This window comes from Marinovum sp. (assembly GCF_034669705.1).
Taxonomy (GTDB): Bacteria; Pseudomonadota; Alphaproteobacteria; order Rhodobacterales; family Rhodobacteraceae; genus Marinovum.
The window spans coordinates 241,362-256,257 of record NZ_JAXMOR010000001.1 but is presented as its reverse complement, the minus strand read 5'-3'; the positions used below and the strand labels follow the sequence as shown (position 1 = coordinate 256,257).

Genomic DNA, 14,896 nt, shown 5'->3' with positions numbered 1-14,896 from the left:
CGGACAAGACCGGACGCAGGCATTTCGAGCGCGGAGCAGCCTTACTCGGCGGCGGGGGCCTCGACGCCCAGCGCGTCGCGGACGCGCTCGAGCGCGGCTTCGAGCAGCTCCGGGTTGTCGCGGGCCTGTTCGAGCGCTGCCTTCAGCGGGGTCTTGAGCAGCGGACTGACTTCCTCGGTCTCATCGATCAGCGCAATGGCCTGATCATAGTCGAAGCCCTCGACGGTGAGCAGCTCTTCCGGCGGGGTGTCGGTGGTCTCGGCCTCGGTGAGGCCCGCCTCGGGCTCCAGCGCCTCGGTGATCGCCGCGCCCATCTCGGTGCCGGCGTCCGGCGCGTCGGCCGGGGCCGACGCGGCCTCTGGAGCGCCCTCCTCGGCCTCTGGCGAGGCCTCCTCGGTCATCACGGCCTCTTCGGCCGGCGTGTCGGAACTCTCTGACGCGGCCTCCGGGGCCGGTGCGGGCTCCTCGGCGGCGGTCTCCCCGGCGCGCCCGGCCTCGGGTTGCGCCTCTGCCTCGGTCTCGATCGTGGCTTCGGTTTCGGCCTCGGTTCCCGCATCGGTGCCGGGTGTGGCCTCTGCCCCGGTCTCCGCCGCGGTCTCTTCAGACACCGCTTCGACTGCGTCCTCCACCGCGTCTTCGGCCGCCTCGACGGCCTCCTCCATCGCGGTGATGGCCTCTTCGGTGGCCGTCTCGACGTTTTCGACCGCCTCGTCGACCACCTCCTGCAGGGCCTCCGAGCCGGCTTCGGCCTCGTCCTCGACCGCCGGATCGGCCTCTTCGGTCACCGGTTCCGGGTCAGGGTCGGTCACGGGCTCAGGGTCGGTGACGGGCTCAGGTTCGGTGACGGGCTCGGGCGTTTCGGCCACCGGTGTCTCGACGACCTCGGGCTCCTGCTGTCCCGGATAAAGATACACGCCGGCGCCGATCACCACGACGGCGGCGACGGTGGCGGCGACGGCCACACCAACCCAGGTGTTGTTTTTCATCTCGAGATACCCCTCAGAGTTCGGTTTCCGGGACCGGCACAGCGCCAGCGTCCCCAGCAGGACCAGACCTGCGCTGCACCTGCAGCATGCGCAAGGGGAAAAGCGCGGGCCGGAGCCTTGATCCCCTGATTATACGCTTGAAAGACCGACCTGTGGCCACTACCTTGCAGCCTGATTTCCGAAATTGTCAAAGGAACAACGTCATAGCCCGCAGACCTCACAACGCGCCCCCGACAAGAGACACCGGCCCGCGCGTGAATGAACGTATCCGAGCCCCCGAGATTCGCCTGATCGGCGCCGAAGGCGAGAATGTCGGCGTCGTAACGCCCGCCCGCGCGATGGAGATGGCGGCCGACGCCGGTCTCGATCTGGTGGAGATCTCGCCCAATGCCAATCCACCGGTCTGCAAGATCATGGATTTCGGCAAGTTCAAGTACGAACAGCAGAAGCGGGAATCTGAAGCGCGCAAGAAGCAGAAGATCATCGAAGTCAAAGAGGTGAAGTTCCGTCCCAACACGGACACCCATGACTATGAGGTCAAGATGCGCAACGTCTTCAAGTTCCTCGAGAACGGCGACAAGGTGAAGGTCACCCTGCGGTTCCGTGGCCGCGAGATGGCACACCAGAACCTCGGCCGCGAGCTGCTGGAACGGGTCGCCGAAGACACCAAGGAGATCGGCAAGGTCGAGAACATGCCGAAGATGGAAGGCCGTCAGATGATCATGATGATCGGCCCGCTGCCGCAGAAGTAAGGCTGGCTGCCTCCAGACATGATAAACGCCGGGGCCCGATGCTCCGGCGTTTTGCGTTTCGGCGGTCTGCGTTTTGGCGGGCGGGTCAATGGGGGCTCTGCCCCCGGCCTGCGGCCTCCCCCGGAGGTTTATCCGGCAAGATGAAGCCTGGAGGCGGTCCTACTTTCTTCTGGCTCAATATACCCCGGGGGTCAGGGGGGGGGGCTGCCCCCCTGTTGCGAACCGCGGCCATAGCGTCTCTCTGCGGGCCTGACAGAGCGGGCCTGACAGACGGTGAAACCCCGTTTCCGCCGGGCCTGCGCGGCGCGGCCTCAGTCGAGGAAGGCCTTTTCCACGACGTAATGCTGCGGATTGGAATTCGCGCCTTCGACCAGCCCGTAGCCCTCGAGCATTTCCTTGAGCTCGAGGTTGAAGGCGAGGTTGCCGCAGATCATCGCGCGGTCGGTCTCGGGGCTGAGCGGCGCCACGCCGAGATCGGCGAAGGCTTCCCCCGAGCGCATCAGGTCGGTGATCCGGCCCATCTTGGCGCTCTCTTCGCGGGTCGTGGTGGGGTAGTATTTGATCTTCTTCCAGAACCCCTCGCCAATCACCTCGTTGAGCAGCTCGTCGCCTTTCAGGCTCTCGATCAGCTCGGCGCCATAGGTCAGCTCGCCGGCCTCGCGGCAGGTGTGGGTGATGACGATCTCGTCGTAATCCTCGTAGGTCTGCGGCTCGCGCAGCAGGCTGGCGAAGGGCGCGAACCCGGTGCCGGTGGCGAAGAACCACAGCCGCTTGCCGGGCAGGAGCGCGTCATGCACCAGGGTACCGACGGGCTTGGGGCGCAGGATGATCTCGTCGCCGGGCTGGATGTGCTGCAGGCGCGAGGTCAGCGGACCGTCCTGGACCTTGATCGAGTAGAACTCCAGCTCCTCGTCCCAGGACGGCGAAGCGATGGAATAGGCGCGCAGGAGCGGCTTGACCTTGCCGGTCCCGGGATGCGGTTCGCCCATCAGGCCGATCATCACGAACTCGCCAGAGCGGAACCGCAGCGAGGCGGGGCGCGTCACCCGGAAGGAGAACAGCCGGTCGGTCCAGTGGGTGACCGAGGTCACGGTCTGGGCGTCCGGCAGTGTGGGCACTTTGATGGCTTTGGCTTCGGTCACGTTGGTCAACTCTGTCATTTCATCCTGCCGGCGGGCCTTGCCGACACCTCACTTTATACGTTGCTGCAGGGCAGAGAAAGGGGCGCGCTGTCGCGCCCCCCTGCCCGGTCTCAGGGTCGCTCAGGCGCCGGCGCGCAGCCGCGACTGGTAGTCGTGGCCCTGCCAATCGGCGCGGAACTGCCATTGGTCCTCGGGCTGGCGGGCGGCGAGATCGGCGGAGATCTCCACCTCGTCGAAGCCAGAGCGACGCGCCATGGCATATTGGTCGGCCAGCACATGGCCGCGCGCGCGCAGCCGGCCGGTGTAGCCCTTGAGCCGCAGCAGCCGGGCGATGGTGAACCCGCGGCCATCGGCGAAGCTGGGGAAATCCACCCGGATCATCCGCAACCCGGCCAGATCGGCAATCTCATCCACATTTGCATCCGAGGCGAGGTCGCGCGTATCCGCGCCCGCGAACCCCTCGGTCCAGTCGTCGGGGCCAAACCCCGTGTCGCGCACGATCACTGTATCCGTCATGCTGTCTCTCCTTTTCGCACCATCCTGCCGTTGACAAAATGGATGCCGCATTCCTCTTTTTCCGCGCCGCGCCAGCGGCCGGCCCGGGGGTCTTCGCCGGGTGCCACCTTCGACGTGCAGGGCGCGCAGCCGATGCTGGGATAGCCCTGCGCCACCAGCGGATGGCGCGGCAGGCGGTTCTCGTCCATATAGGCCGCCACGTCGCCCGGCGCCCAGAAGGCCAGCGGGTTGACCTTGATGCGGCCGGTGGCGTCCTCGATCTCGAAGAACTCCATCTGTGCCCGGGTGCCCGACTGGAACCGCTTGCGGCCGGTGATCCAGCCATCGAAGCCGGCCAGCGCGCCCTCGAGCGCTTCGGTCTTGCGCAGGGTACAGCAGGCGTCGGTGTCGCTCAGGTGCAGGCGCCCGTCGGGGTCACGGCGGGCCAGTTCGCCTTCGTCGGCATGCACCGCGCGGACGTTCTTCAGCCCCAGCCGTTCGGCCACCTCGGCCTGATAGACCAGGGTCTCGGCAAACAGCATCTGGGTGTCGATGAAGAGCACCGGCGTCGTGCGGTCGACCATCGCCACCAGATGCAGCAGCGCCACGGATTCCGCACCGAAGCTCGAGACCATGGCGATCCGGCCGAACTCTGGGCGCGAGAGCGCCGCTTCCAGCACCGAGGTCGCGCCGTGGTGGCGGAACTCGGTGTTGAGCGCGGCAATCGTTTCGCGCAGGTCTGTGATGTCAGTGACATGGGTCACGGTGGGGAGCCTCCGGCGGGAGTTTACTGGGCAAGATGAAGGAGCGGTCTGCGCTCCTTCAGCCCCGTCACGCGGCTTTTTCGCGGGCTTGCGGGTAAAGCAGCGCCTTGAAGGGCTCGGCGCCGAGACGGCGATAGGCCTCGAGGAAGGTCTCGTCGCGGCTCTCGCGCAGGTCGAGGTAGCCTACCACCAGCCGTTCGATCGCCGGGATGATCTCGTCCGCCGAGAAGCCGGGGCCGGCGCGGGTGCCGATGCTCGCGGTCTCGGTGCCGTCGCCGCCGAGGGTGATCTGGTAGTTCTCCACCCCGGCCCGGTCGAGCCCGAGAATGCCGATATGGCCGACGTGGTGGTGGCCACAGGCATTGATGCAGCCCGAGATCTTGATCTTGAGCGCGCCGATGTCGTGCTCCAGCTTCAGCTCGTCGAAGCGGGTGGCGATCTCCTGTGCGATCGGAATCGAGCGGGCGGTGGCCAGAGCGCAATAGTCCATGCCCGGGCAGGCGATGATGTCCGACACCAGGCCGATGTTGGCGGTGCCCAGACCAGCGGCTTTCAGCGCCTGATAGAGCGCGGGCAGCGCGTCCTTCGGCACATGCGGCAGGATCACGTTCTGCTCGTGGCTGATGCGCAGCTCGTCATAGGCGTGGGTCTCGGCGAGATCGGCCATCACACGCATCTGCGCATCGGTGGCGTCGCCCGGGGTCTTGCCGTGGGCCTTGAGCGAGATCGAGACGATGGCGTGATCGGCGCGGCGGTGGGCGGTGATGTTGGTATCCACCCAGGAGCGGAACAGCGGGTCATTGCTGTAGGCCGCCTCGAAACCGCCGGTCTCGGCGTCGCGGAAATCCGGCGCGGCGAATTGCGCCTCGATATTGGCCAGCATCGCCTGATCGACACCGCCGAACTGCGGTTTCAGCAGGGCGAAGCGCTCTTCGACCAGATCGCGGATCTTCTCAAGCCCGTTCTCGTGCACGGTGATCTTGATCCGCGCCTTGTACTTGTTGTCGCGGCGGCCGAGCAGGTTGTAGACCGAGACGATCGCCTCGAGATAGGGCAACAGGTCGGCCTTGGGCAGGAAGTCGCGCACCACCTTGCCCAGCATCGGCGTGCGGCCGAGGCCACCGCCGACAAACACCCGGTAGCCGGTTTCACCACCCTGCGAGACGATCTCGAGGCCGATGTCATGCGACTGGATCACCGCCCGGTCGTTCGGCGCACCGGTGACGGCGATCTTGAACTTGCGCGGCAGGAACTGGAACTCGGGGTGATCGGTCGACCATTGCCGCACCAGCTCGGCGGTGGGGCGCGGGTCCTCGATCTCGTCGGCGGCAGCGCCGGCGAAGTGGTCCGAGGTCACGTTGCGGATGGTGTTGCCGGAGGTCTGGATGGCGTGCAGGTTCACCTCGGCCAGCGCGTCGAGCATGTCGGGAATGTCCGACAGTTTCGGCCAATTGTACTGGATGTTCTGGCGGGTGGTGAAATGGCCGTAGCCCTTGTCCCACTTTTCCGCCAGCAGCGCCAGCTGGCGCATCTGGGCCGAGTTCAGCGTGCCATAGGGGATCGCCACGCGCAGCATGTAGGCGTGCAGCTGCAGGTAGAGGCCGTTCATCAGGCGCAGCGGCTTGAATTCATCCTCGGTCAGCGAGCCGTCGATGCGGCGTTGCACCTGTGCGCGGAACTGGCGGTTGCGCTCGGCGAGGAAGGCGCGGTCGAAGTCGGTGTAGCTGTACATGTCGTGTCCTTGCGTTGGGCTGGGGCGAGATCGGAAGCGACCTCAGCCCTCGGCCTGTTTGCCGTGGAAGTAATTCGAGGGGCCGGTGCGGCGGAACTCTTCGCGGAAATGCGTGGGCTCCGGCGTGCCGTTCTTAAGCGCCACATCGGCGAGATAGACGCCCACCGCCTCGGCATGACGGGCGGAGGCATCGAGCAGGCGCACTTCGGCATGAGCCTCGTCGGTGATGACCTCGGCCTCGGCCAGCGCGCGGCTCCAGCGGTCGTCTTCGGTGAGATAGACCACATCGCCCTCGATCAGGGCATTGGCGGTGATCACCTTGGGGGTAAAGGGTCGGGGCATCAGGCAAGCTCCTGGGTCAGAGTAAGGTCTTTGTCGGCCAGCTCTTGTTGCGCGAGCATCGCGGCGCGCGGGGCGAGGCCATAGAATGTGAGGGCGGGACCGTTCAGTTCGGCAGCGGCAAGATCGGCGGGCAGATCGGCAAGACAGGTCTCGAGAATGCGCTGCTCGGCGCGCGAGGCGTTCTCGATCAGCGTGACCGGGGTGGCCGGGTCGGCGCCATGCATCAGCAGGCGGCCTTGGATGAAGCGGGCGGATTTCTTGCCCATGTAGATCGCCGCGACCTCGCCGTCGCGGGCGAGCGTGCGCCAGTCGTGGTCGGCAAAGCCTTGGGTGTCATGGCCGGTGAGGAAACGGACCGAAGAGTTGCGGCCGCGTTTCGTCAGGCTCTGGCCGATGGCGGCGACGGCGGCGGAGGCCGAGGTGATGCCGGGGACGATGTGCCAGGAGAGGCCGGCGGCCTCGACCGCGTCGATCTCCTCGTCCAGCCGGCCAAACACCGTGCTGTCGCCGGATTTCAGCCGCACCACCTGGGCGCCCTGGCGGGCGTGCTCGACGATCAGCGCGTCGATGTCTTCCTGCTTGGTCGAGGGGCCGAAGCCTTCCTTGCCGACGTCGAGCAGCGTCGCCTCGCGGCGGGCCAGCTCGAGGATCTCGGGGCTGATCAGCCGGTCGTGGATCACCACGTCGGCTTCGTCGAGCGCGCGGCGGGCCTTGAGCGTCAGCAGCTCCGGGTCGCCGGGGCCGGCGCCGACAAAGGCGACATGGCCCTTGCGCGACTGGCGCGACAGGTGATCACTAAGCAGATCGTCGAGCGCCTGATTGGCCCCACGCTCGCCACCATCGTCAAACGCCCGCGGGCCGGCGTTGAAATAGTAGTCGGCCCAGAAATCGCGGCGAGCGCGGCCCATGGGCAGGTGATCGGCCATCTTGCGGAAGGCCTTGCCGATGCGGGCCAGCGGGCCGAGGCGCACTGGAAGGCGCGCTTCGAGATCGGCCTTGATGGCGCGGGCCAGCACCGGGGCGGCACCCTCGGTGCCGATCGCCACGGTCACCGGATCGCGATCGACGATGGCGGGGGTGATGAATTCGCTGTCGTGCAGGTTGTCGACGATATTGGCCAGCGCGCCCTCGGCGCGGGAAATGGCGGAGGTGCGGGCATCCTCGGTCGCATCCTCGTCGGCGGCATAGAACAGCCGCGCGCCAGCGACATCGCCTTGGGCCAGCGGGCGGCGCACCAGGGTCAACCGGCGTTCCTCGGCCCATTGCACGATCTCACCGGCGGGGGTGGCGGCATAGACCACCAGCGCGGCCTCGGTCTTGAACAGCAGGCGCAGCTTGGCCAGCGCCGCCTCGCCACCACCGGAGACGACAACGCGCTGCCCGGCGAGGTTCACGAAGATCGGAAAATGCTGCATCTGACTCTCCTGGCGTTTGGTCTGGCGTCTGGCCTGCCTGTCCTAGGGGATATATAGGAAATTTTCCCGTTTCGGCGCTAGTGGCTTGCGGATTTAAGGATGATCGTTCTAATGGTGAGCGCAGAGGGAACGCTTGTTTCGAAAACGCGGGAAAGGCCGGACAGATGGCACGTATCGACGACACCGATCGGAAAATCCTCAGGGCACTGCAGGAGGATGCCAGCCGGTCGCTGGACGAAATTGCCAAGGTTGCGGGCTCTTCCAAGACGCCGGTGTGGAACCGCATCCGCAAGATGCGCGAGGCCGGGATCATCGGCGCGCAGACGGTGCAACTCGATGCCGAGAAGCTGGGGTTCGAGGCCTGTTTCTTCGTGCTGATCCGCACCTCCGAGCATGACGCGACCTGGCAGAAGGCGTTTCTGAAGGCGCTGCAGGAACGGCCGGAGGTGCAGGAGGCGCACCGGCTGGCAGGCGATATCGACTATATCCTCAAGGTGCGGGTATCGAACGCGCGGGCCTATGACACCTTCTACCAGGCGCTGATTTCAGAGGTAAAGGTGCACAACGTGACGGCGCTCCTGTCGATGGAAGAGATCAAGTCGACCACGGCGCTGGCGTTGTAGGACAGCCAGTCGGGTCCGGAGCCCCCGTTTCGACGGCAGAGACCGAAGTCGAAGACAGCAGTGACGCTGCAGGACAGGCAGCCGGGTCCGAAGCCCCTCGTAAAGGGGAAGAGATCGCGGCTACCGCGCTGGCGCTCTTGGGGTCGCAAGAACGGAGCTGTCAGCCCGCCTCGGCGCGCATCTCGGCCATCAGCCGGGCCTTCTCGCCGGGATCATCCGGTTTCGAGATCGCCTCGGCGAGGGCGGCGAGACTGTCGATGCTGTGGCCGGCGCGGAAGGTGTCGACATGCGGCAGCATGGTGCGGATGCCGGTCGCCTTGGCGGCGAAGCCGTCCCAGCGCAGCAAGGGGTTGAGCCAGAGCAGGTGCCGCGAGGAGAGCTGCAGCCGCTCCATCACCTTGTCCAGACGCTCGGGATCGCCCCGGTCGAGCCCGTCGGTGATCAGGAGCACCACCGCCCCCTGCCCCATCACCCGGCGCGACCAGTCGCGGTTGAAATCATGCAGGCAGTCGCCGATCCGCGTGCCGCCCTCCCAGTCCTGCGCCTCTGAGCCTGCGGCGGCGAGCGCCGCGTCGACATCGCGCTGGCGCAGGTGGCGGGTGATGTTGGTCAGCCGGGTGCCGAAGGTGAAGGCATGCACCTTTGCCCATCCCGCGCCCTTTTCGTTCGAGACGGCGTGCAGGAAATGCAGGATGGTGCGGGAATAGGTGCTCATCGAGCCGGAGATGTCGCAAAGCACCACCAGATTGGGCCAGCGCAGCCGCGGCTGTTTCAGCGCCAGTTCGCGCAATTGCCCGCCACGGCGCATCGAGAGCCGCAGGGTCTTGCCGAAATCCACCCGGTGGCCTTGGTGGCTGGCGCGCGCGCGCCGCGATTTGATCGGCGGCACCGGCAGGGTGAGACGCGCCAGCATGCGCCGCGCCTCGGCCATCTCGGCGGTGCTCATCTGTTCGAAATCGAGGCTGCGCAGCTTTTCCTCGGCGGACATGGTGCGCGCGGCGTCGACCTCGATCAGCGGCTCCTCCTCGCCGCCTTGCGGCGGCTCCTCGGGCTGGGGCAGATCGGCGCCGTCGAGCAGCGCCTCGGCGGCGCGTTTCTCGGCAGCCTTGGCGCTGCGCTCCTCCTGCACACCGCGGATCGCCGGCAGCAGCAGCGACATCATGTGCTCCATGTAGCGCGGATCGCGCCAGTAGAGCCGGAAGATCTGGGCGAAAACCACGCGCTGTTCGGGCTTGTTGACGAAGACCGAATGCAGCGTCCAGTAGAAGTCGCGTTTCTCGGTGAAGCCCGCCGCCTCGACCGCGCGGATCGCCTCGATCACCCGGCCGGGGCCGATCGGCAGGCCCGCCTTGCGCAGGGCGCGGGCGAAATGGGTGATGTTGGCGGTGAGGGCGGGGTTTTCCGGCAATTCGAGCGGGGCGTATTCTGGCATCTGTTGATTTTCGGGGGCGCTGCCCCCGGACCCCCGGAGTTTGTCTGGCAAGATGAAGGATGGAGCCTGTGGGTGTCTCAGGCCGGTGCGAGCGTGGCGCGGGCCTCGTCAAGGATGCGCTTGGCCTCTGAGCCTTGCAGGCGGGCGATGTCGTCCTGGTATTTCAGGATCGCGCCGAGGGTGTCCGAGATCACCTGCGGTGACAGCGCGATGACATCGAGGGCGAGCAGGCATTTCGCCCAGTCGATGGTCTCGGCCACGCCCGGGCGCTTGAAGATGTCCTCGGTGCGCAGCGATTGCACGAAGGCCACGATCTCGCGGCTCAGGGTCTCGGCGGCCTCGGGGACGCGGGCGTGCAGGATCTCCATCTCGCGGTCAAAATCCGGGTAGTCGACCCAGTGGTAGAGGCAGCGGCGCTTGAGCGCGTCATGCACCTCTCGGGTGCGGTTCGAGGTGAGGATCACGATCGGCGGCGCGGGGGCCTTGATGGTGCCGAGTTCTGGAATGGTGACCTGATAGTCCGACAGCGCCTCGAGCAGGAAGGCCTCGAAAGGCTCGTCGGTGCGGTCGAGCTCGTCGATCAGCAGCACCGGGGCGCCGGCCTCGTCGGGGCGCATTGCCTCGAGCAGCGGGCGTTCGATCAGGTAGTCGGGGCCGAAGAGTTCCTGTTTCAGCAGGGTGCGGTCGGCGCCCCCCTCGGCCTCGGCGGTGCGGATCGCCACCATCTGGGCCGGGAAGTTCCATTCGTAGACCGCCGAGCCCGCGTCGAGGCCTTCGTAGCATTGCAGCCGGATCAGCCGGCGGCCGAGACCCCTGGCGATGGCCTTTGCGATCTCGGTCTTGCCGGTGCCGGGCTCGCCCTCGAGAAACAGCGGCTTGCCGAGGGTGAGCGCCAGAAAGGTCACCGTGCCGAGCGCCCGGTCGCAGACGTAATCCTGTGCGTTCAGCATGGCCTGAACCGCGTCGATGCTTGCCGGTGTGTTGGTCATTCTGGCCCTCTCCCTTGTGCTGCAAGGGCTACACGCACCGCCCGTCGGGTCAAGGCGACAAAAGTCGCGGCCGGCCGCGACCGGGTGGCGGCGCGATTGACGCAGAGCCTGCAACATGCGATTCTTTGCCAAAAGATAACCAAGAGACGGCAGTATCGCGGCCAATCGCGATCAGGGGCGGCCATGCAGAGCGTCAACCACGGGCGTCGGGATGCGGCACGATGCGCATAACGGCGGTGACATGTGTCAAGAACGAGGGCCCGTTCCTGCTGGAATGGATCGCCTACAACCGGGTGATCGGGGTGACCGACCACCTGTTCTATTCCAACGATTGCTCTGACGGCACCGACCGGCTGCTGGACCGGCTGGCGGCGCTGGATGTGGTAACGCATCTGGCCAACCCCGCGCAGGGGCGCAACTACCAGATGGAGGCGCTGAAAGACGCGCGGCAGCAGGCCGTCGTGCAAGCCGCCGACTGGCTGTGGGTGGCGGATGTCGACGAGTTCCTCAACATCCACGTCGGCGATCATTCCATTGCCGCGCTGATCGAGGCCTGCGGCGATCCGCAGGCGATCTCGGTGACCTTCCGGTTCTTTGCCAATGGCGGGGTCGAGCCTTTCGAGGACCGGCCGGTGATTGCCCAATTCACCCGATGCCACAATCCCGACCTCTGGTGCGCCGAGAGCGCGATCGAGGTCAAGACCCTGGTGCGCAAGGATTTCCCGCTGCACTACTACGGCGCGCACCGGCCGTTTCACCGGCCCGGCAAGGCCCCCGCGCCCCGGTGGACCGATGGCGCCGGGCGGGCGGTGCCAGAGCCCTTCCTGCTGGCGGCCAACAAGCGGCGGCTGCGCAAGTTCCCGGCCGCCGGCGCGCGCCGGTTTGCGACGTTGAACCATTACGCGCTGCGCTCGCTCGACAGTTATCTGGTGAAGAACGACCGCGGCGACGTCAACCGCGAGAACCGCGACTTCGACGACACCTATTGGCGCGAACGCAATGACGATGCCTGCGAGGATCGCTCGATCCTGCGGATGCTGCCGCAGCTCGAGGCCGGGGTTGCCGCGCTGAAAGCGCTGCCGGGGGTGGCGGCGCTGCACGAGGACTGCGTGGCGCAGCACCGGGCGCGGCGCGATGCGCTGTTGCAGCAGGAGAGCTACCGCGAGATGCGGGCGCAGCTGCGCGCCGCACCGACCCTGCCGCCCGTCGAGCAGGATCTCCTGACGCGGATCGGGACCCGGCCGGTGCTGGCGCTGCCATGAGCCGGTTGCGGGTGATCAACCTCGGGCTGCCGAAATCGGGCACCACCACGCTGGCCCGCGCGCTGCGCAAATCCGGCCTGCATGTGGCCGACCACCGGATCAAGAAGGTGCAGACCGGCGACCGCGCGCTGCACGGGCGCTTTGTCGGCGAGGTGATGTATGACGGCTATTTCCTGCGCGGCGATCCGCTGCACGGGCTGGAGGATTTCGACGGCTTTGCCGAGATCAACGCCCTGCGCCCGCCGCGCTCGATCTGGCCGCAGTTCGACTTCGGTCTGCTGGCCGCGATCCGCGCGCTGCATCCCGGGGCGCGCTTCCTGGCCACCTGGCGGCCGCCAGAGGCGATCTCGGATTCGATGCTGCGCTGGTCGAACCTCGGGACAGAGCGTCTGCCGGCGGCGGATATCCCCGGGCTGCCGGCCGGCTACGGGGTGACGACGCGCGAGCGTGAGACCTGGATTGCCGGGCATTACGCCGCGCTCGACGGGTTTTTTGCCGGCGCCGGGGATTACCTGCGGATCGACGTCTCGGCCGCGGACGCGCCAATGCGGATCGGCGGCTTTCTGGGGCGCGAGATGCCCTGGTGGGGCAAGAGCAACGTCAACCCGGTGAACGTCGCCGAAGGTGAGGACAGGGCATGAAGATCAGCCTCCATATCGGGCCGGACCTCTGGGCCACGACCCGGCTGCAGCAGGTGCTGGCGGCCAAGCGACGGCAGCTTTTGCGCAGCGGCGTGCTCTTTGCCCGCAGCCCCGGGGCGCAGAACCACACCCGGCTGTTCATGGCGGTGACCGATCCCGGCGCGGTCGATACCCTGCGCCACAACCGCGGCTTTGCCGCGCCAGAGCGGCAGGCGCAGCTGCGCGCCGATGTCACCGAGGCGCTGGCCCGCGAGGTCGAGACCAGCGGCGCCGACCACCTGATCCTCTCGGCGCACCAGTTCGGCACCACCCTGCTGGCGCGGTCGGAGCTTGAGCGGCTGAAGGCGCTCCTGGCGCCGATCTCCACCCGGATCGAGGTGATCGCCCATGTGGACGGACCGGCACGGATGCTGCTGCGGCACTATATCGTGCAGGTGCTGGACGGGCGAATGCGGCCGCTCGACCTCGAACTGCGGCTGGCCGGGCGCGCCGACTGGTGGGCGGCCTGCCTGGCGGACCGGCCCGAGGCGCGGCCGGATCGCGGCCTTTATCCGGAGGTGCAGATGGCACCGGCCTGGCTTGATTACGCCGGGCTGCGGCGGCATTGGCAGGGGGTGTTCGGCGCCGGCTGCTTTGGCTTCCGGCCGCTGGATGTGGACGCGCTCTGCCGTGCGGAGGTGACCGAGGAACTGCGCGCCAGCTTTGACCTCGACCCGCAGATCGGCAAGCATGAGGAGATCCGCCCGCCGGCCATGCCCTCGGCCGAGTGGATCGCGCGGGCGCGGCAGTTCAACGACATGCTGACCCGGCTGCTGGCGCGGGGCGATCACGCGGTCTCGCGGCAGGTCTGGAAGCGGCTGCTGGGCGAGCTGCGGACCCCTGGCCCGACGATGCAGCCCGGCACGCTGGCCCCGATCGCCGAGCGGTTCGCCGGCACCCTGGCGACGCTGGCGCAGGAGACCCCGGCGCTGGCCCCGGTGCTGGCCGCCGATCCGCCGCTGCCGCGCTGGCAGGAGGCCGAGACGACGGAGGGCTTTCGCGCCTCGCAATACCTGGCCGCCGCCCTGCCCCGGATCGAGAAATCCACCCGCGAGCTGCGCGCCGCCGAGAAAGCCCAGAAGGGCGAGGTCGCGGGGCTGACGAAACAGGCCGAGGCCGTGCTGCCGGATCTCGCCAAGGAGAAATTCGCCCAGTTGCGCGGCGGGCCGTTTGCGCCGCACAACCGTCTGGGGCTGGTCAACGAGGAAGAGCTGGCCGCAGCCTTTGCCCCGGCCCCGCGCCGGCCCCTGCCGCCGGGTTCCAGCGGCACCGTCATCGTCGGCTGCATGAAGAACGAGGCGCCCTATATCCTCGAGTGGATCGCCTATCACCGCGCCATCGGCGTCGACAGTTTCCTGATCTACACCAATGGCTGCGAGGACGGCACCGACGAGATTCTCGCCCGCCTGCAGGCGCTGGGGGTGATCGAACACCGCAACAACGACGACTGGTCGGGCAAGTCGCCGCAGCAATATGCCCTCAACCGGTCGCTCAAGGAACCGGTGATCGTCAACTCGGACTGGATCATCCATATCGACGTCGACGAGTTCATCAACATCCGCTGCGGCAACGGCACGCTCGACGATTTCCGCGACCGGGTGCCCGAGGCCACCAATGTCGCGATGACCTGGCGGCTCTTTGGCCACAATGGCGTCACCCGGCTCGACGACAGCTTTGTGATCGAGCAGTTCGACGCCTGCGCGCCGAAGTTCTGTCCCAAGCCGCACACCGCATGGGGCTTCAAGACCATGGTGCGCAATATCGGCGCCTATACCAAGCTGTCGTGCCACCGGCCCAACAAGCTGGTGCCGGGCATGGAGACCCGGGTGCACTGGGTCAATGGCTCGGGCCAGCCGATGGGCGACGAGGTCAAGGTCAACGGCTGGCGCAATTCCAAACGCTCGATCGGCTATGACCTCCTGCAGCTCAACCATTACGCCCTGCGCTCGGCCGAAAGCTTCCTGATCAAGCGGCAGCGCGGCCGCGCCCTGCATGTCGACCGGTCGATCGGGCTCAACTACTGGATCCGGATGGACTGGAACGACCACCGCGACATCACCATCAAGCGCAATGTGCCGCGGGTGCGGGCCGAGTTTGACCGGCTGCTGGCCGACCCTGAACTGGCGGCCTGTCACGCGCGCGGGCGCAACTGGCACCGCGCCAAGGCGCAGGAGCTGCGGAACATCCCCGAATTCGCAGAGCTCTATGAGCAGGCCATGACCCTGCGCCTGACCGGCACCGAGCGCGCCGCCTATGCGCTGGCGCTCGACATGGAGACCTGA

14 protein-coding genes are annotated in these 14,896 nt (G+C 67.1%); 5 read left to right on the top strand and 9 right to left on the bottom strand.

The features are described 5' to 3' along the window. Positions 1-41: 41 nt before the first annotated feature. Entirely contained in the window at positions 42-986 is a 945-nt protein-coding gene (locus VOI27_RS01330) for a hypothetical protein (protein WP_323763472.1), read from the bottom strand. 203 nt (positions 987-1,189) lie between these two features. On the opposite strand from VOI27_RS01330, the gene infC reads away from it, so the two are divergent. Further along, entirely contained in the window at positions 1,190-1,738 is a 549-nt protein-coding gene (infC, locus tag VOI27_RS01325; RefSeq protein ID WP_416374626.1) for a translation initiation factor IF-3, read from the top strand. Between the two features lie 311 nt (positions 1,739-2,049). Here infC and VOI27_RS01320 read toward each other — a convergent pair whose 3' ends face one another. From VOI27_RS01320 to cysG, 6 genes are all read right to left on the bottom strand, one after another. Then, positions 2,050-2,898, bottom strand: a complete 849-nt coding sequence (locus tag VOI27_RS01320; RefSeq protein WP_323763470.1) for a ferredoxin--NADP reductase — start codon at positions 2,896-2,898, stop codon at positions 2,050-2,052. Positions 2,899-3,000: 102 nt separating this feature from the next. Then, positions 3,001-3,396 (bottom strand): DUF934 domain-containing protein, encoded by a 396-nt coding sequence (locus VOI27_RS01315; RefSeq protein ID WP_323763469.1) that lies wholly within the window; start codon positions 3,394-3,396, stop codon positions 3,001-3,003. Then, a complete protein-coding gene (locus VOI27_RS01310; RefSeq protein ID WP_323763468.1) occupies positions 3,393-4,139 on the bottom strand; it encodes a phosphoadenylyl-sulfate reductase in 747 nt (248 codons plus the stop codon). The genes VOI27_RS01315 and VOI27_RS01310 overlap by 4 nt, the downstream gene beginning before the upstream one ends. Before the next feature lie 67 nt (positions 4,140-4,206). After that, positions 4,207-5,871 carry a nitrite/sulfite reductase gene (locus tag VOI27_RS01305; RefSeq protein ID WP_323763467.1) on the bottom strand — a complete coding sequence of 555 codons (1,665 nt, stop codon included), beginning with the start codon at positions 5,869-5,871 and terminating at the stop codon, positions 4,207-4,209. A gap of 42 nt (positions 5,872-5,913) precedes the next feature. Further along, entirely contained in the window at positions 5,914-6,213 is a 300-nt protein-coding gene (locus tag VOI27_RS01300; protein WP_323763466.1) for a DUF2849 domain-containing protein, read from the bottom strand. Then, positions 6,213-7,628 carry a siroheme synthase CysG gene (gene cysG, locus VOI27_RS01295; protein WP_323763465.1) on the bottom strand — a complete coding sequence of 472 codons (1,416 nt, stop codon included), beginning with the start codon at positions 7,626-7,628 and terminating at the stop codon, positions 6,213-6,215. The genes VOI27_RS01300 and cysG overlap by 1 nt, the downstream gene beginning before the upstream one ends. A gap of 164 nt (positions 7,629-7,792) precedes the next feature. Here cysG and VOI27_RS01290 point away from each other — a divergent pair, with 164 nt between their 5' ends. Further along, positions 7,793-8,251, top strand: coding sequence for an Lrp/AsnC family transcriptional regulator (locus VOI27_RS01290; RefSeq protein WP_323763464.1), 459 nt, complete (start codon positions 7,793-7,795; stop codon positions 8,249-8,251). 160 nt (positions 8,252-8,411) lie between these two features. Here VOI27_RS01290 and VOI27_RS01285 read toward each other — a convergent pair whose 3' ends face one another. Together VOI27_RS01285 and VOI27_RS01280 are read right to left on the bottom strand one after the other, a co-directional pair. Continuing rightward, positions 8,412-9,683 carry a VWA domain-containing protein gene (locus VOI27_RS01285; RefSeq protein WP_323763463.1) on the bottom strand — a complete coding sequence of 424 codons (1,272 nt, stop codon included), beginning with the start codon at positions 9,681-9,683 and terminating at the stop codon, positions 8,412-8,414. A gap of 77 nt (positions 9,684-9,760) precedes the next feature. Next, the gene (locus tag VOI27_RS01280) at positions 9,761-10,672 is read right to left on the bottom strand and encodes a MoxR family ATPase (protein ID WP_323763462.1); all 912 of its coding nucleotides are present in this window, start codon (positions 10,670-10,672) and stop codon (positions 9,761-9,763) included. Positions 10,673-10,893: 221 nt separating this feature from the next. Here VOI27_RS01280 and VOI27_RS01275 point away from each other — a divergent pair, with 221 nt between their 5' ends. From VOI27_RS01275 to VOI27_RS01265, 3 genes are read left to right on the top strand one after another with little or no spacing between them, the layout of a single operon-like run. Then, positions 10,894-11,934 (top strand): glycosyltransferase family 2 protein, encoded by a 1,041-nt coding sequence (locus VOI27_RS01275; protein ID WP_323763461.1) that lies wholly within the window; start codon positions 10,894-10,896, stop codon positions 11,932-11,934. Beyond that, positions 11,931-12,575, top strand: a complete 645-nt coding sequence (locus VOI27_RS01270; protein WP_323763460.1) for a hypothetical protein — start codon at positions 11,931-11,933, stop codon at positions 12,573-12,575. Before VOI27_RS01275 ends, VOI27_RS01270 begins: the two co-directional genes overlap by 4 nt. Next, positions 12,572-14,896, top strand: a complete 2,325-nt coding sequence (locus tag VOI27_RS01265; protein WP_323763459.1) for a glycosyltransferase family 2 protein — start codon at positions 12,572-12,574, stop codon at positions 14,894-14,896. The genes VOI27_RS01270 and VOI27_RS01265 overlap by 4 nt, the downstream gene beginning before the upstream one ends.